Below are 17,196 nucleotides of genomic sequence, written 5' to 3'. Positions count from 1 at the left end.
TAGTTTGTCAGTTGCAAGCTGATTTAGCTGATTCTCGACTTCATCGTTCAATGATAAATTCTCTGTGACGAAAGGTTACTTCGGCTTGAAGTGCTGCCAGCAGATAGTCATAGATTTCTTCTTTTGGCAAGGGAAACTTAAAACGGTCCCTTATAGTTCGACGTTGCAGTATCTGGGACTTCAACTTTTCCACGTCGATCGAATGATTGTGATTGGTTATTTCCATAATTCTTGTGTTTTATATATTCTTTGATAAGTTTGTTGTAGAAATGACTGCGACATTGGCTTTCTTCTCTTTCCCTAAAATTGCATATTTTTAGGTAGGAGAAGAATTGCTTGTTGTAGTCGGAAAGAGATTTGCCTTCTAGTAGGAGAAAATTGGAAATTAAGAGTTGTTTCGTAACTTGTTCTTATACCTCCAAGCCATATTTTTCGGATGACGAATCTGTCTTATTATGATTTCTGATTTATTTCTCTTCTTAAATTCTGCAAATTATTGATGCTCAAAAATTCAGAATCTTGAGCAGACTTCAACACGTCTTGGCTATTTGTTCTTTTTGAACCTCGAATCATTATGCAGGCCTTTTTTGCCCTTGTGATTCCCACATAGTGAAGATTCAAGTCTTGCTCCCAATCTGGATAGAGAGGATTATTAAAATCATTATTCTCAATCTTCTTCATAGGTAATTCCCATTCGCACACATTTAAATGAATTACTACATCAAACTCTAATCCTTTAGATTTATGGAGTGTCATCAACTGTACTTCATTTGCATCTACTGGCATATATGAGTTAAGAGCATTTTCGTCCTCAAGAACATTCTTCAATTTAATCATTGATGAGACATCTCCGATTCTTGGCAATATGATGTCGGCAACTCTCTTAAAATGAATAGACAACTCATCATAATTGTCATCTTCTATAGATCTAATAATAAGACTTTCCTCAATCAGACGTTTTTTGTCATAATGAGAAAGGACTTCAAAATCCACATATTCGTCTAAGACGCTTATGAAAGGCATAGATTCATCAAAATAAAAACGAAGGAGAAACGTATACAGACGAGATCTTGGATTTAGATCTTCGTCAAGTCTTGTTGTTTCAACCACTCGATGAGGGGTTGAAAGTGTTTCATGAATTATCTTTTGGGTTCTCCCATTTCTCACCAGTATTGCTATTTTGCAATTATCCGAAACTTGCCAATTCTTACGAATAGATGATATATTGTAATCAATAAACTCTGCAATTTTGTCTTCTGCCCCTTCAAGTCGCAATAGGAAAACCGCATCTTGATCCGTTTTAAGTAAAGGAGAGTTTTTATCTAGAAGTCGGTTTGAATAATTTATTATTGGAATCGCACAACGAAAATTTTCGTTCAAGGTAAATGCAGTAAACTTTGGATTCACTTTTAATTCTCTTAAATATCTGCTATCCTTATGTGCAAAACCAAAAATCGATTGGTTCTCGTCGCCAACTGCTACACCTATTAACCCTATTTCTACAAGAAGAAGAAATATTGCATTTGTATATGTGTCTGCATCTTGATATTCGTCAATAAATATGTACTTATATCTAGCGCAGATATAGTTTCTGCATGCTTTGCAGTTCTGAATGATATGAAGAGCAACTAACTCAAGGCTTTCAACCAACACATGCCCATTAATGAATAGTGAAGATAAATCAGATATTTGTCCTTCTTCAATATCGCAATAGTCGGGATGTTCTTCTCTTATCCATTCAAATTTTGGGATGTCATCTTTTGACAAGTCTTTAATTCCAATTATTTCCAGCTCTTTCTGTGGATGGCCAAAAACATAACATCCAAAACTCTCAATTATCTGTGTCAAACAGAAATTGTCTATTGTGCCAAAAAAGGAGTTCTTTTGTATGATACCATCACCAATGGTGCGATTTTTTAGATTAGCAGATGCTTTTCGTGTATATGATATAGCTATCACTCCTTGGTATGGTAACAGATTGTCGCTTTTGATGACACGTCTTATCATCTCAGAAATAACAAATGTTTTTCCGCTGCCAGGAGAAGCAAGAACTACTGTGTTTCCTTCATGTCTAATGATGTCTTTTTGAATATCAGTAGGTACCATACATTTCTTCAATGTGTTTTTTTGCTCGTCTTAGAGGTTCTGCAATTGCGTCATCCTTCAATTCTTTAAGAATTGCCTTTTTTGACTTTAAAAAGTCGTACATATTAATGGCCTTTTTTGCTTTCATTTTTGAAATTATCTCCTGATCAGTCAGTTCTTCGCCATAATATTCTTTTAGTGTCTTTTTAATTGGGCTATAGAACAAATCTTCCTCTAATCCAATTGTTGCAAGTAAAATATCATACTTGCCCAGGATCTCTATCAAAGAGTTTGCAGAAGTCTTGACATCCTCTGCAATGTTGTCTATGTTAGGGAATCCATGAATTTTTCCTTTATTTGCATCTATGATAGCTCGATCGTCAGCCTCAATCTCATAAGATTGCTCAAGAAACGATAAGCCCCTTTCAACCCCAGCATATCTGTATCCGTCAACATTAGGAATCTTCATAATATCATTATCTGTTCGAAGCACCCATTCGATTTCCAATGCATCTAGTATCTTGATATATGTTTTGAAGCCCACGCCTTCAGCACTCATAACAGACACATTTAGACGATCTAAATTAATCTCTATTTGTTTTGCTAAAGTCTTATAAAGAATAAGTTCTGACGGACCTTCAACTAGTATCACGTAATCCGAGAAGAAAGCCTCTGCTGGAATTACACTCATACGATATCCAAAGTCCTCAAATCCTTCCTCAATTACTTCTGAACAACCATTTGAAGCAACGAGTGTATTATTACTAGTTTTCTTGTACAGGCGGATTATTGAGTTTGGACTAAATTCATTAACAACATATGGAGAGTGACTTGTTAAGATTACTTGTCCCTGTAGGGTTCTTCCTAAATATGCTGCAAGCTCTCTTTGCTGATGCGGGTGTAGATATGCTTCTGGTTCCTCTATTACAATGATTGATATCTCATTAGAAATATCCGTATGCTGATTTTGCGAAGCCCATAGAGAAAGATAGATCTGATTGATGCGACCCTCACCACCGATGAGCATTTTTTTCTCTCCATGTTTAGATGTGACAGATACATTCGTAATTACTCTATCAACATCTGTTGATGCTACATCAAATACAATTTGCTGTTCATTGTTATGTATTGATAGCTTATTCAACTCTTCGTTAAGATGGTCGGTAGCATTCTTAACATACGACAATTGAGGTATCTTATCATCAACCTCCTTAAGTTTTTCTTCAATCTCTGCATATAATCTATCATCGATTTCGACATTCTCTGCACTTCTATCACCTTTAGCTTGGAGAAGGAGATCATTCTTTGTTTTATTGATATACCCCCAAAATTCTCTTCTACTGCTGATATACTTCAGATTGAGATACTTCCGATAATATGGACTATCAATTTCCTTCAAATCTTCTTCTGTATCGCTTTTGCCACAAAAGAATTTGTAACTAACCTTACCATTATCTAACTCTGCCTTGTACTGCAAAACTAAATCCCCATCATCGCTTAGTTTCCCTCTCATCCTTGCAACAACACAATCCTCGGTAATGTTAGAGAGGAAGGCTTTTATGGTAATGGCTTTGGTGTCTTCATATGCATAGAAATCAGACTCTTTCAATTCAAAATCATAATCAGAGAAACCTCGATCAAGTAGAAGTCTCAATGCATATATTAAGTTTGTTTTCCCTACGTCATTTGCTCCAATGATTAAACTATGTTCATTGAAATTGACAGTGACCTCTTTGAAGTTGCGAAATCCAGCAATATATACTTTGCTTAATATCATATGATTAAATCATTTATCGTTGAATACTGTGCATCATACCTTGTCTCTGGGGTGTATGCTTTGCGAGAAGAGTGAAGGGAAGAGGAGTCGAGCTCAATCTTCTCGAATTCTACCACAGCATACTTCCTTGCGGTGTTGATGTTTTTGTAGATATTGACAGAGTACTCCTGATAGATAGCTGTCAGAATAGAAGTAATCCGCATTGCATTGTCCATAAAATTTTTCATCATTATAACTGTTTCGTTAATTGTTATCGATTAAACCTTTTAGAAGGAAGTCATATAGACTCATCACTAGTATTCCTTCCTCGTTATAATGAGTGATGTATCTGTCTCCTTCAATGAGGATCTTGCGAAATCCGTCCGACAGGTTGCGGAATGATGCCAATTCTTGTTCAAGTTTCTCTTCATCTGGCATCCGATAGGCAGACTGAATATATAAACGCTGATCGTGACGGTTCACAACAAAGTCTATCTCAAGATTCTTGCGAGTGATTTTACCAGTATCATCTCGGCTGAATGTTTTAACGAGTCCAATGTCTACGTTGTATCCCATCTTACACAATTCGTTGTAAATTACATTCTCCATCGTGTGATTAAATTCAATTTGTCGGAAGCCAATAACCGCATTTCTAATGCCAAGGTCCTCAAAATAGTATTTAGTCTCAGTGCCTATGTATTTTCTGCCTTTAACGTCATAGCGCAAAGATTCACTTATAATAAATGAATCTTGTAGGTACTCGAGATAACGGCTTATGGTGTTTGTGCCAATCTCAATATTGCTTACAGATTTGAATGTGTTTGAGATTCTTAATGCATTCATACTGCTACCCATGGTTGAAGCTAAAATTCTAACAAGTTCGCGCAACCCATCAGCATTTTTAAGACGATTGCGTTGCAAAACGTCTTTGAGATAGACTGTTTCGTAAACATCTTTGAGATATTTCTGTTTATCTTCTGGTTTCTCTAATTGAGCAACAGCAGGTAACCCTCCATATAAGTAATATTTTTCTAGAGTTTCCTGTTTCTCCCCACCGACTCCGTCATAGTATTCGGCAAAACTCAATGGACGGATCCTAATTTCCCATCCACGACCACGGAATTCTGTAATAACATCCTTTGATAGGAATTTGGCATTTGAGCCAGTCACAAACACTTCCGCATTTTCAATATGCAGATATGAATTCAATACGTCTTCAAACTCTGGGACCAACTGTATTTCATCTAGAAGGATGTAATACCTATCGAAATCTGTCATCTTCGAGTCAATATGTTCCAGAAGTTCGTCGGGATTGCGAAGTCTCTTATTTCTTCTATCCTCTAGGTTTACCTCTATGATATGGTCTGCAGGTACTCCTTTTGAGAGAAGGTGCTGTTTATAAATGTTGAATAGTAGGTATGACTTACCACAACGTCTAATACCGGTAATGATCTTAATCATCCCGTTTCCTTCAGCTGACGTTAGCTGCTGTAAGTATTGTTTTCTTTCAAAATACATAGTCTTATGAAAAATATTTGTGTCTTGATACAGATATTCTCCACAAAGATATGTTTTTTCTTTTATCTGAATCTTGATAAGGCTGAAAAATTGCTGTTTTGGCAAGAAAATATTCATTTTGACTTTATCATAGAATATATGACAAGTAAAACAGACTGCTCACTGATTAGAGGAAGAAGCCTGAATAATGCAATGTCAATGGATTCTATTTCAAGGAAATCTTGTTGACTCTCTCTCGTTTCTTTTCGTTAACAAGATCGGCATATATCTGCGTGGTTGATACATTGCGATGGGTCAGCATATTTGAAACGGTGTAGATGTCCGTGCCTGAAGCTATCTGGAAGGTCGCATAGGTGTGGCGGAATCCATGGAAGGTGATAGGCTTTGTAATGCCAGCAGCGTTGATCCATTTCTTCAAAGGATAGCGCTTTAATTCCCTTGAATACTTAGCCTGTCGATTTCTCGCCACAGAGCTCTAATGCCTCCTCGCTTATAGGTAGCATTGCCTCGGTCTTTGTCTTTTGAGTTCGTATGCGATGGCAATAGCCCATGTCTGGCGCAATTTCAAAATCTTCCCATTTTATATTGAGAATATCACTAATACGTAGTCCAGTCAAACAAGAAAATAACGAAGCCTGCTTCAATACCAGTATGTCGCACGGCGTTTTGGAAAGCAGCTTTACTTCGTCGAGTGTGAGATATTGTTTCTTCACGTCTTCCTTCTCGATCTTTTCAAGAAAGTTAAATCTTTCATTAACTTGGGATATCACACGCATGCAACGGATAGCCTCTGCTTTTTCTAACATCTCGCGATTAAAGTTTCGCTGAATCTCGTTGGCTGGCTTCGCATATATATACCCAAGTACCCAAGTATTTACGTCTCGTCATTTTCATTCTATCATGGCGACGGATTGCAGGATAAAAGTCAAGATACAAAGATAATAGGCTATCAGGAATTGGCCTTTTTAATAGTGATGCGGTAGTACAAGTGTGTTTGTTACTCATAATAAGAATTTTTTGATAGTTATTGATTTTATTTGATTGTGTGACGCAAAGAAAGGTGGTTAATATCGTAATGAATGGTTATATCTTACATAACCACATAAAGAATGATAATAACCATTACCACTTCTATATCAGAGGTGGCGCAAGCAGTTTTTCCAGTTCTTTGCTGGAAATCTTTGTGTATTTTCCTCCCTTAATCTTTGGTGTGTTATGCCAGTTTACATAGTGATACAATTGATCACGCGTCATATTATATTTCGCCATAGCTTCTGGTATTGTATAATATTTAGGCTCTCTTAGATCTGTTTTGTTTTTGATGGCATCGACGTGGTCTTTTGAGTAGTAAACTTTTCTCTTGATTTTTTCTTTGGAATCTGAAATGTAGATACAAGTGAATATACTGCTGTAGTGGTCATCTGATATTTTACTATAATTTCTACTACAGAGTACTATTCGCTAATAGCTTGTTCGGGAGCTTTATTCGAGAAGTAAGCATCAAAATGTTTTTTACTCTATAGTGTTTTCTCTTAATGAAAGACTTTAAGGATATTCTGTTCTTTAGCTACTTTGAATACCAAAGGAAATCTATATTGACTTTTTGTTCAACTTCGGCTGTGGTATAAAATTCTGTAATGGGCGTATGTCCATTTTTGTGTTTTTTTTGATAAAGATTACAATCGAGCATAAGTTCTGTATCAATCCTTTAAATAAGAGTTATGCGACTACTTAATTGTGCCGCTTTGAGAGAACCTTTATAAATGAGGTTATAAATAGGACGCGTTGAAATACCAACCACAAACGCTGCTTCTCTAGGAGATAGCTAGTCTTTGTGTTGGCATTTTTCGATGGGTTTGTTTTCTTGTTCTTCTTGAATAATTCTTTCAACTTCACAAAACTGCTTTCTCCTGCGTTCTAATTTGTATGAACGGCAGTTACAGGTCTTGGGGCAAAATCTAGTTGAAGTTTTGTAAGCAATGAATTCTTTGCCACAAAATTCACAAATCTTTTTGATTTGAATTTTACTTGCCGCCATTTCTACAGTTTTTTGGGTTTAAATAACTACTCTATGTCGCTTTGTAGAGTACGCTCATCGTGAAACATCATGAATCATGATAAACCATCGTGAAATTCGTCCACTACTTAACTGACGTGTAGAACTACCCAATTTCTCTGCGGTACGAGAGCGGTACGAGAATTGACGCAAAAAAGGTCACAAACGGTTTTATCCGAGAGTGACCAGTAAAAAGAACAGTACTCATTGTGAGTACTTTAACTATAGAATGTGATTGTTGTTAATCGGCAATTATTTCCCGATGCAAAAATTCTTAAAGATGTTGTTCAAAACATCTTGTGAGCTGACCTCGCCAACAATGGAGCCAAGGTGATAAACTGCTTCTCTAACTTCCTGAGCTATAAGTTCTGTGGAGATTTTGTCTTTTAACGCTGCGGCGGCTTTGTTTAGAGATTCTTTGGCTGCAAGCAGTGCCTGATAGTGGCGGGCGTTGGTGACAAGTGTCTGGGTACCCGTGTTTTGTGAGATTTTATTTCCTATTCCCGACAGATTTTTTTTGAGCTCTGCTAGACCTTGTATAGCTGTATTTATTTGATGCTCAGACTGCTGTGGCCTAAGAATTGTGCAGAGAACTTTAGCTTTTACTTTTTCCGATTTGCAGATAGAGGTAACTTCTTTTACAATAGTACTTTCTGACTTTATCAAATCACACTTATTAACCACAATCACAAGCTTTTGCCTCTTTGTATCTATGCGCCCGGCAATTGAGTGAATGCTCTGTTTGAAGTCATTTTCCCTTCCGCAGTCAAGCATAAGGATGACAACAGATGCCTCTTTAATCTTTTGCCAGGTTCTCTCAATTCCCATTATTTCAATGGTTTCCTGGGTATTGCGTATGCCGGCCGTGTCAATAAATCTGAAAACGGTTCCGTTGATATTCACGGTATCTTCTATTGTGTCCCTTGTTGTCCCTTGAATTTCAGACACAATTGCACGTTCCTCTCCCACAAGCGCATTCAGCAGGGTGCTTTTTCCTGTGTTAACAGCTCCTACAATTGCAACCGGAATACCGTTCTTTATCACATTGCCAAGCGAGAATGAATCTATTAAAGATGAGACCTTTACAGTGGTATCTTTAAGAAGTTGCGCAAAGTGTTTGCGGTTGGCGAATTCAACATCTTCCTCTCCAAAATCCAACTCAAGTTCCATCAAAGAAGTTAGGTTCAAAAGCGATTCTCTCATTTGCTTTAGCTCCTTTGAATAACCGCCTCTCATTTGCTGCATTGCAATATTGTGAGCCGCTTCAGTTTCTGATGCAATCAAGTCTGCAACAGCTTCTGACTGAGCAAGGTCCATCTTTCCGTTTAGGAAAGCGCGCTTTGTGAATTCTCCGGGTTCAGCCATCCTTGCACCAGCGGCAATAAGCATCATAATGATTTTATTCATTATGTAAGGTGATGCGTGGCAGTAAAATTCAACGCTGTTCTCTCCTGTGTATGAGTGAGGTGCGCGGAAAACGGTAACAAGTACTTCATCTAAAACTTGTTTGACTTTTTGTTGAGAACTCTTGTTCTTGAGTGGTGAAGTGTACTCTTTCTTATTAAGTTTTGCACTCTCATAAATAACGCCGTAGCGCATCACATAAGACTCTGAGCGTAAAAGCGATAGGGGCTTGCGTTTAGGATCGGTAGTAGGCGTGAAAATGCTGTCCGCAATTTTAATTACGTCAGGACCGCTCATTCTTATAATCCCGATAGCTCCTCTTCCTGAGGCTGTTGCGGGAGCACAGATGTTATCTGTATACCCAATAGCTTTTTCGTTATTTGCATTTATCGGTTTTATAGATTTTTTATTTACCCTCATATCAAACCTCTTTTATTATAAATCCTTCTTAATCCTCAGATTAACAACATTCTCCACGTGCTGTGTATGCGGAAACATATCCACAGGCTGAACTGCAATAATTTCATACTTTGCTGTAAGAATCTGTAAATCACGTGCCTGGCTGGCAGGGTTGCAGCTAACATAAACTATTTTTTCAGGCGCGGTGTCCAAAATTACCTGGGCAACTGACGGATGAATTCCTGCTCTTGGCGGATCCAATACAATTATTTGAGGCTGACCGTTTTGCCTTATGAATTCTGCGTTTAAAACATCCTTCATATCGCCGGCATAAAACGCGCTGTTTGTTATTCCATTAGCTTGAGCATTTATTTTTGCATCGGCGATGGCTTCTTCAACATATTCAATACCAACAACTTTCTTAACCTGTCGGGATAAAAACAGAGCAATTGTTCCGGTGCCTGTATATAAGTCATAGAGAATCTCATCTCCTTTAAGGTCAGCAAATTGGCGCACTACGCTGTAAAGTTTGTAGGCCTGTTCTGAATTTGTCTGATAGAATGATTTTGGCCCGATGCGAAACTTGATTCCCTCCATCTCCTCTGTAATAAACTCTTTTCCAGAGAAATGGATGCATGGAGTGTCACCAATAGCGTCATTCCCTTTGTCATTAAGGACATAATACATAGAGGTAATCTCCGGAAACTTCTTGCACGTAGCAGTCATAAGGTCTTCAAGGGCAGATTGTTCCTGTGATGATAGAGTGGGGGGCTGCGGGTTCTTCTTGCCTGGATTGCTGCCAGTTGCAGAGACGGCTGCTGAAGAAGAGCTGTCTGAGGCAGAGGCGGTTGCTGTATGGTCGTTTTTGCATGCTCCGGCAACAATAATCGTCATCAGCTCTCCAGTGCTGGATGTCCTGATAATCAGATTTCTCAGCAGCCCTGTATGTTCCCGTATATCAAAAAAGCTCATGTTATGTTCTATGGCATAAGCTTTTACAAATAATCTTATGGCGTTGCTTGGCTCACGCTGCAGCTTGCACTCTTTAATATCCAGCACTTTGCTGAACATCTGAGGAATGTGAAAGCCAAGGGCCAGACGCTCAACATCACTTAAAGTATTTACATCTTCTCCCTCCAGAATCCAACGCTTGTTGGAGAATGTATATTCCAGTTTGTTCCTGTAACACTGCGTTTTAGCAGAACCTATAATAGGCATTATGCTCCCCTTCTGAGAGGGTAGGGCGGGGGCTGTCGGGAGCTTCAAATGTCCTATCCTTATTAACTGGTCCTCCACCTGCTGTTGCTTGAATTCCAGCTGTTTATCATAAGGGAGTGCTTGCCAAGTACAGCCCCCGCAAATTCCGTAGTGCGGACAGAAAGGTTCTACGCGCATTGGGGATGGCTTAATCATTTTCACGACAAAGCCCTGCATGAAAGATTTTCTTTTGCGCGTAAGCTGCACATCTACAACGTCCCCAGGAATACACTTTGGCACAAAAAGCACTTTGCCGTCCACGTGCGCCAACGCATTCCCCTCTGCAGCAACTGCTTCCAATGTGACATTTGGTATAATTATTTGTTCATTATTTCTTTTCCTGCTCATAACGCACAAATTTAGTAAAAACTATTCTTGAGGGCTTTTTCTGATTGTGTATATTTGCGCACGCAAAATGATTATCAAATCCAATGATTTTCAAATCCAACATAAACAATTTCCTTGAGCCCAGAGTTCATTACGACAAGTTCAACATTTTTGTTCTTGCCGTAGTTGCTTTCTTTGCGTTTTTTGTCAATAGCAATGCAATACAACCGGACATCATGGAATGCCGCAACATTGTGACAGCCAGGGAAATGGTGCATGATGGCCATTGGATTAGGACTACGCTTAACGGGGAACCCCGCTTTGAGAAGCCACCGCTGCCTACATGGCTAGCCGCTGTGGCAGAGGTAGTTGCACCTGACAGCGTGCCGGCTCAGAGGGCAATGTCTGGGCTTGCCGCCACAATGATGATACTGTTTTTTTATCTTTTATGGCGTGATTATACTCGCGACAGAATGTTGGCATTTGTCTCATCCTTAGTGCTTTTGACCTGTTATAGCGTCATACTTATGGGACGCACGGCCACTTGGGATATTTATTGTCACGCTTTTGCAATGGGCGGTATTTACTTCTTGTTCAAGGGATTATATCTTAAACCTAACTGGCGCAGTTCCTTTGACGGACCTAAGATAGTTGAGAATACATATTATGTCTCTGCAGACGATGATGCTGCTAATCAGCAAGATAATTCTGAAAACAAAAGCTCTTATAAGTTCCTATATAGAAACATGTTACTTGCTGGACTTTTCTTTGGACTCTCTTTTTTGAGCAAAGGCCCAACCTCATATTATGGTCTGCTTCTGCCATTTGTAGCCGCGGTGCTTATTGTTAATTGCAAGCTGAAACGCAGCGGTGCAGATGATAATGTTAAAGTGTCTGATGGAGTGATTGATGTCCAGCCAGTTGAAGTTAAGAAAATAAAAATTTGGCCTGCAATTCTGATGATGATATTGGTTTGCGTTGTCATTGGAGGCAGCTGGTATTTCTATTTGTATTTATCTGATAAGCAGGAGCTTCTGAATGTTGCTGGAAAAGAGACAAGTGCCTGGACCGGTTATCACACAAGACCTTGGTGGTTCTATTATAAGTTCACATTTGAGACCGGTATATGGGGAGTGATGCTGATATGTGCGCTATTTTTTACTTATTGGAAGCATCGCGCAAAGGATATTTCGGTTTCCGGAGTACAAATTGGTAATGTAGATTCAAATAAATTTGCTTATAAAGAGTTCTGCAAGAAGTACTTAATGCCTCTGCTTTGGATGATAATAAGCCTTGTTCTGCTATCAGCCATGCCTGAAAAAAAGAAGCGATATCTTTTGCCGCTTCTTATACCAGCTTCATATCTAATTGGTTACTTGTTTATCTATTGGCAGGCATGTGCAAAAAGCGGCTTGTGGAGAGCAAAAGAAAATGTTGTTGGTCGCGACGGCGAAGTCTTGAGCAGCAGCAAGATGGCTTGGAGAAGCGGAAAGTTCTTTTTCAAATTTAATACAATTCTTATTGCAGCTGTTGTAGCTATTATCCCAATTGCCTGCTACATACTACTTTACAGCAAAGGATACAATATCAGGCGGCCTAATGGCAAAAATAGCTATCGGGATATATATAATATTTGCCTTTTTAGTCCGCTACATTAGACGTCAGCAACCCCTTAGGTTTCTTTATTTTACAGTTGTGCTGATGGCATTTGTGGAGATTTCCGTTTTACCTTATATCGGAAAAATCGTTGGGTATCAAGGCAATATAACAATGACCGCACTTCATACAATTCCTGAAGTGAAAGATATGCCGCTATACTACAATGCAGACACTCTTGCGCCGCGCGTAGAGGTAATTTACGACGTTCACCGCCCTGTAAGGCCACTAAATCTGCAAGATTCCTCCGCAGTACGCGCCGCTGCCCCTTGTGCTGTCCTGACACACAATGACTTCTGCAAAGAAGCATCTGCAGCCGCCATCCATGCCGTTGACACCTCCCGCATTGGCATCTTTGACAACAACCGCTGGCTCAAAACAAACCGCAACTACCGTCCGGAATTCGTCTACGTTGTCACGTTGCTTAAATAGCACGCCGTACTATTGATTAATACAGCGTAATACCGTGTAATACGACGTACTTTTGGGTAATACGCCGTTATTTTGGTTGAAAAAAAAGTGTATATTCGCATTAGGAGGAACAACACTATGAAATTTTTTAAGAGTACATCAATGTTATTGCTTGCACTCTTGGTGACTGCAGGCAATCTTTTTGCGCAGAATTATATACAGGTTATAGGCAAGGTGGAGGACGCAAACACCGCAAAGCCATTACATTATGCTTCTATAACTCTCATTGGTTCAAGTATTTCTAATGTTACAAATGCAGATGGCGTCTTTGTTTTGAAAATCCCGACAGCTAATTTTCATGCTTTGGATTCTGTTAAAGTGAGTTTTTTAGGTTATAACAGTGTTAAAATGTGCGTGTCTGATTTTCCGGAGGGAAAGACAAAGACCATTAAGTTGACTGAGTCATATATCAATCTTTCAACTATTTACATCCATCCTAATGATCCGCTCAGTCTGTTCAATCTGGTCTTTTCTCCGTCCAGCATAAAAAAGAATTACCCAAACGAGCCCTACGGCATGTTGGGATTCTATCGTGAGCTAGTAAAAAGAGGAAATAAGTATGCCTCTATGAATGAGGCAGTTCTGGACATCAAGAAGGCATCTTATACAAATGATTTTGTCTCTGATAATGCGGCAATTTACAAGGGTAGGGGAAGTGAAAATTCCAACATAAATGATACTATTATCATGAAATTGCAGGGCGGCCCTCTTTCTGCAATGTACACAGACATAATTAAATACCCGTTTATTGGAACGGATGTTTCATCTGCGCCTGACTATTATGATTTTGCTTTTGGCAATCCTATAATTGAGAATAATCATAAAATTTATGTCCTAAAATTTAATCAGAAAGACAGCGTCAAGAATGATTGCCTTTATAAAGGTGAGCTTTTCATTGATAGTGAGACGTTTGCGTTGTTAAAGGCGACTTTTTCAATGAATGTTGATGTCAAGGAAGATTCCTGGAAAAACTTTATTCGCAAGAAACCTGTAGATGCTACGCTTAAAGTTGAGGATGCTACTTATGAGGTTAATTTTAAGAAAGTTAAGGACAAATATATTTTTGATTATTCCAGAATGGAATTAAGATTCAGCGCCAAATACAAGCATCATTTGCTGAAAAACAAATATTCAATTGTAGGTGAGCTAGCTATAACTGATACTGATAATCCGGCAGGTCTTAATCTTAATCCCGACAGGAAAATCCGCATGAAGGATATTTTGTCAAAACGTGTCAATGATTTTTCAGATCCAAATTTCTGGGGACAGTACAACATCATACAGCCAGAAGAAAACATTCAGAGCATCATAAACAAAATCATCCGCCAGATGAAGCGGCAAGAAAACGATTAAACTTTTGCACGCCGTATTATTGGTTATTACGTTGTGATATCCGATAATACGACGTAATATTGGTTAATACGCTGTAATACCGTGTATAACGGCGTGCAGATTTATCACACAATTTATATTATGTTAAATAGTATTTAGCTCCCGACAGCCTATTGTTTAAGATATAAATCACTCAGCTCCTTCACCCACACTTTGACTTTATCTCTGATGTACGCCGGGGAGATTACTTCAACGTCTGCGCCGTGAGAAATTATTTCCTGCATTAGTTCATAAGAATTTGCCAGGCAATACTCGTAAATAGAAAAACTGTCGTGAGTCTCAATTTTCTTCTGAGAAAAATGCAGAGGCAATGTGTCAAAGTATTTGCATTGGTCCGCACTAACCTTTAAATGAATAATTTGAGGCTTTTCATCCGGAAGTACGGAAACTCCTATCGTGTTTGCAAAATATGCTTGGGCATCAAAACCAACTGGAACAGAGAACTTTATCTTAGTGTACTTTACATCTTTAATCCTATCCAGAGCATAAAGCCTGTTCCCGTTTACATATGGATTATACGCAAGCATATACCATCTTTGTTTGAATACTTTAATACACAATGGATTAACTGTTGCAGAAAACTCTTCCTCATTATCAAAACTCTGATACTTCATTTCAAGGGCGGTGTTTTTGTTCATGGAATTCATAATCACAGGCATATATTCCTGACCTCCCGGGACATCCTCAAACAAAATTCTATCCCTTATTTTCTGATTCTTGTTAATCAAATGATTGACGGTCAAAGACGTAAGTAGCCAAGATTTAAGGCCAGGCTTCATTATTTCATCACTATCTTCTATAGAATAAGTGTTATCCCGTCTGTTGCATTTAACAGAAACTCCAAACATTCTCTCTATTGCAATACGGTGATTATTAAACGTTCTCAGCGGCATCGTGTCATGCTTAGGGTTCAAATCATACTCTTCCCGCCACTCCTTGTCAATATCTTCAAACGTTATACATCCTTTATCCATAAGAAGTTGCACAAGCCAAACATACTTAAGAAACAACTCTGCGGCCGGAGTCTTGCTGGTCTCCTGCCCAACACGGTTCTCCGCTTTGTTTGCCGCGCTAATTCCACGATTATGCGCCATCCTTTTCCCATTACCTGCTTTTTTGTTTTCGCTCTCTCCGAAATTATCTCCCCCATTCAGCTCAGAAATCATTTTACGCAGCGCTTTGCCGTCAATCATTTCTCTATCAGACTTTTTCATAACTAAATTTTTAACTTTTGATATCACAAAGGTAGAAAATGCTTTTGCCAAATAAAAGCAAAAGGTATTTATTTACGCAGGCTGGATTTTGCAAAACTAACTGATTCCAAACATCTCCCGTTTAGCCGTATCAGTAAGATGTAAGACACCTGATCCATTCTGCTGCCCAGCACCCACATTCTTCTCTTCAATGCTCTTAATCTCAACAATTCCCCTCTTAAACAGAGTATGTGTCTCATTCCTAAGCGGCCCTTCAACAAGATTCCGCACAATATCATCCTCCTTCATAAATAGATTCATTATCTCAAAAATGCTCGTGCAATCGTCGTTATAATTAACAAACTTATTTGCCATAAACATCAGAATAACAAGAGGATAATTCTTACCAACATCACATAAAGTCAGTAACTCCACCGGCGGATTATGATATATCTCACCATAGATTTTTTTATTCACGTACTTGCATATTGGTTTATCTTTATATCTGTAAACCAGGTAGTTCAAGTTGTCACACATTTTTCTGACATGAATGCTTTTCTTAAAACATTTTTTTAGCTCCCGATAGAATTCCTTTGTTTTCATCTCATTCTATTTTACACTAACTAGTACCGCAACATTCATCATATCCCCTGCGCTCTCATCCTTCACCAGGCAAAATTTAAAATTGAAGTTGCACGGAAAATGTGAAGTGACAATCTCTTTAACTTCTTTGATTTTATTCACAGGCGTTTGTTCAGCAGAACATCTGACACACAGAACAATACCGCAAATATCAGAATTCTGCACATCCATCAGCTGATTGCTCAGCGCGTTGCAAGCTGCAATTGTAGCCTTGTTGTTCCCGATAGAACTTCCAACTCCTGCCCCTATTAGCCTGCCTTTGCTCAGAATGGTATAGATATCATTTGCTTCAGCGTCCATTATGGCCGGACACTTAATGTAGATAGAAATCAGCTTCTTTATAAAGCTGTAATTATTAAGCGGTTTCGGGATTGTAATAAACGTAATCTCCGCCGCTTCCGCCAATGTGGCGAGGATTTTATTTGCCGTTTTTCTTTTCATACTATCCATATATACGGCAAAGATGTCATTCGCTTACACCAAATCAAGGCAAAAAATAATCTCCGCATATTTTGCGGAGATTAGAACATTTATTCGCCGCTTATTTTTCTCCTAGCTGTTTTAGTTCCTCTGGCGAAAGTTCCTTTGAACCAATAGCTTTACCATCTTTACCATATCCTGTAATAGTACTTCCTTTCAGCAACACAAAAGCATCTGTTTGTACTCCAACAGGACGGCCAGCATTAACCGGCAAAGAAGTAATAAACTCTCCTGCATCATTGTAAATACGATACTCTGTGTTTGTGCCAATAACAAAGAAGTCGCTGCATGAAAGAGTACCCTGGTACGTGTTGTATAACACATCAAATAGATAGCATGTTTTTTTCTTTTTGATGCCAATATATGATATTTCAACTCGGCAGTAATACACATTTTTGTTAACTGCGCCTTCCGGATTGCTGAAATGCATTCCAATTTTTGTCTTTCCGACTTTAACTGATTCTATTTCCATAATATTTTTGTTTAAAATTTTTAGCCTGCTGTGTATAGTTTTCGGCTGTTCTGTAATAAATTCAAAGCAAAAATATTGTGTGCTTATG

At 38.6% G+C, this 17,196-nt stretch carries 13 protein-coding genes and 1 pseudogene; 3 read left to right on the top strand and 11 right to left on the bottom strand.

All coding sequences use genetic code 11. The annotated features are described in order from the left end of the window. Nucleotides 1–453 precede the first annotated feature (453 nt). The 7 genes and pseudogenes from LKM37_08040 to rlmD form a co-directional block, all read right to left on the bottom strand. Nucleotides 454–2,106 carry an ATP-dependent helicase gene (locus LKM37_08040; GenBank protein MCI1720934.1) on the bottom strand — a complete coding sequence of 551 codons (1,653 nt, stop codon included), beginning with the start codon at nt 2,104–2,106 and terminating at the stop codon, nt 454–456. Next, nucleotides 2,093–3,862 (bottom strand): AAA family ATPase, encoded by a 1,770-nt coding sequence (locus LKM37_08035; protein MCI1720933.1) that lies wholly within the window; start codon nt 3,860–3,862, stop codon nt 2,093–2,095. Before LKM37_08035 ends, LKM37_08040 begins: the two co-directional genes overlap by 14 nt. Before the next feature lie 243 nt (nt 3,863–4,105). Next, nucleotides 4,106–5,359, bottom strand: coding sequence for an ATP-binding protein (locus LKM37_08030; protein MCI1720932.1), 1,254 nt, complete (start codon nt 5,357–5,359; stop codon nt 4,106–4,108). Nucleotides 5,360–5,564: 205 nt separating this feature from the next. Continuing rightward, nucleotides 5,565–6,135, bottom strand: a pseudogene (locus tag LKM37_08025) (site-specific integrase). A gap of 1,049 nt (nt 6,136–7,184) precedes the next feature. Then, nucleotides 7,185–7,397, bottom strand: coding sequence for a hypothetical protein (locus LKM37_08020; GenBank protein ID MCI1720931.1), 213 nt, complete (start codon nt 7,395–7,397; stop codon nt 7,185–7,187). 270 nt (nt 7,398–7,667) lie between these two features. After that, entirely contained in the window at nt 7,668–9,239 is a 1,572-nt protein-coding gene (gene mnmE, locus LKM37_08015; GenBank protein ID MCI1720930.1) for a tRNA uridine-5-carboxymethylaminomethyl(34) synthesis GTPase MnmE, read from the bottom strand. Between the two features lie 15 nt (nt 9,240–9,254). Further along, complete coding sequence (gene rlmD / locus LKM37_08010) at nt 9,255–10,823, bottom strand: 23S rRNA (uracil(1939)-C(5))-methyltransferase RlmD (GenBank protein ID MCI1720929.1); 1,569 nt, start codon at nt 10,821–10,823, stop codon at nt 9,255–9,257. Nucleotides 10,824–10,906: 83 nt separating this feature from the next. On the opposite strand from rlmD, the gene LKM37_08005 reads away from it, so the two are divergent. The 3 genes from LKM37_08005 to LKM37_07995 all read left to right on the top strand — a co-directional run bounded on the left by LKM37_08005 (nt 10,907) and on the right by LKM37_07995 (nt 14,282). Next, nucleotides 10,907–12,460, top strand: a complete 1,554-nt coding sequence (locus tag LKM37_08005; GenBank protein MCI1720928.1) for a glycosyltransferase family 39 protein — start codon at nt 10,907–10,909, stop codon at nt 12,458–12,460. A 43-nt stretch (nt 12,461–12,503) separates the two neighbouring features. After that, nucleotides 12,504–12,890, top strand: a complete 387-nt coding sequence (locus LKM37_08000) for a hypothetical protein (protein MCI1720927.1) — start codon at nt 12,504–12,506, stop codon at nt 12,888–12,890. A 117-nt stretch (nt 12,891–13,007) separates the two neighbouring features. After that, nucleotides 13,008–14,282 (top strand): carboxypeptidase-like regulatory domain-containing protein, encoded by a 1,275-nt coding sequence (locus LKM37_07995; protein ID MCI1720926.1) that lies wholly within the window; start codon nt 13,008–13,010, stop codon nt 14,280–14,282. Nucleotides 14,283–14,431: 149 nt separating this feature from the next. On the opposite strand, the gene LKM37_07990 is transcribed toward LKM37_07995, so the two are convergent. The 4 genes from LKM37_07990 to LKM37_07975 all read right to left on the bottom strand — a co-directional run bounded on the left by LKM37_07990 (nt 14,432) and on the right by LKM37_07975 (nt 17,108). Continuing rightward, nucleotides 14,432–15,535, bottom strand: coding sequence for a WYL domain-containing protein (locus LKM37_07990; protein MCI1720925.1), 1,104 nt, complete (start codon nt 15,533–15,535; stop codon nt 14,432–14,434). A gap of 96 nt (nt 15,536–15,631) precedes the next feature. After that, the gene (locus LKM37_07985) at nt 15,632–16,117 is read right to left on the bottom strand and encodes a hypothetical protein (protein MCI1720924.1); all 486 of its coding nucleotides are present in this window, start codon (nt 16,115–16,117) and stop codon (nt 15,632–15,634) included. Nucleotides 16,118–16,123: 6 nt separating this feature from the next. Beyond that, nucleotides 16,124–16,597, bottom strand: a complete 474-nt coding sequence (locus LKM37_07980) for a hypothetical protein (GenBank protein MCI1720923.1) — start codon at nt 16,595–16,597, stop codon at nt 16,124–16,126. A 100-nt stretch (nt 16,598–16,697) separates the two neighbouring features. Beyond that, nucleotides 16,698–17,108 (bottom strand): hypothetical protein, encoded by a 411-nt coding sequence (locus tag LKM37_07975; GenBank protein ID MCI1720922.1) that lies wholly within the window; start codon nt 17,106–17,108, stop codon nt 16,698–16,700. Between the last annotated feature and the right edge of the window lie 88 nt (nt 17,109–17,196).

It is taken from the genome of Bacteroidales bacterium, assembly GCA_022647615.1.
GTDB lineage: Bacteria > Bacteroidota > Bacteroidia > Bacteroidales > UBA932 > Egerieousia.
The sequence above is the reverse complement of the archived record's forward strand: the minus strand, read 5'-3'. Positions and strand labels throughout refer to the sequence as shown.

What these genes read in the sequence shown, in the direction of transcription:
- rlmD (MCI1720929.1), bottom strand. Translation starts at nt 10,823, where the DNA reads ATGAGCAGGAAAAGAAATAATGAACAAATAATTATACCAAATGTCACA.
- LKM37_08030 (MCI1720932.1), bottom strand. Translation starts at nt 5,359, where the DNA reads ATGTATTTTGAAAGAAAACAATACTTACAGCAGCTAACGTCAGCTGAA.
- LKM37_07975 (MCI1720922.1), bottom strand. Translation starts at nt 17,108, where the DNA reads ATGGAAATAGAATCAGTTAAAGTCGGAAAGACAAAAATTGGAATGCAT.
- LKM37_08005 (MCI1720928.1), top strand. Translation starts at nt 10,907, where the DNA reads ATGATTTTCAAATCCAACATAAACAATTTCCTTGAGCCCAGAGTTCAT.
- LKM37_08040 (MCI1720934.1), bottom strand. Translation starts at nt 2,106, where the DNA reads ATGGTACCTACTGATATTCAAAAAGACATCATTAGACATGAAGGAAAC.
- LKM37_07985 (MCI1720924.1), bottom strand. Translation starts at nt 16,117, where the DNA reads ATGAAAACAAAGGAATTCTATCGGGAGCTAAAAAAATGTTTTAAGAAA.
- LKM37_07990 (MCI1720925.1), bottom strand. Translation starts at nt 15,535, where the DNA reads ATGAAAAAGTCTGATAGAGAAATGATTGACGGCAAAGCGCTGCGTAAA.
- LKM37_07995 (MCI1720926.1), top strand. Translation starts at nt 13,008, where the DNA reads ATGAAATTTTTTAAGAGTACATCAATGTTATTGCTTGCACTCTTGGTG.
- mnmE (MCI1720930.1), bottom strand. Translation starts at nt 9,239, where the DNA reads ATGAGGGTAAATAAAAAATCTATAAAACCGATAAATGCAAATAACGAA.
- LKM37_08000 (MCI1720927.1), top strand. Translation starts at nt 12,504, where the DNA reads ATGGCATTTGTGGAGATTTCCGTTTTACCTTATATCGGAAAAATCGTT.
- LKM37_08035 (MCI1720933.1), bottom strand. Translation starts at nt 3,862, where the DNA reads ATGATATTAAGCAAAGTATATATTGCTGGATTTCGCAACTTCAAAGAG.
- LKM37_08020 (MCI1720931.1), bottom strand. Translation starts at nt 7,397, where the DNA reads ATGGCGGCAAGTAAAATTCAAATCAAAAAGATTTGTGAATTTTGTGGC.
- LKM37_07980 (MCI1720923.1), bottom strand. Translation starts at nt 16,597, where the DNA reads ATGAAAAGAAAAACGGCAAATAAAATCCTCGCCACATTGGCGGAAGCG.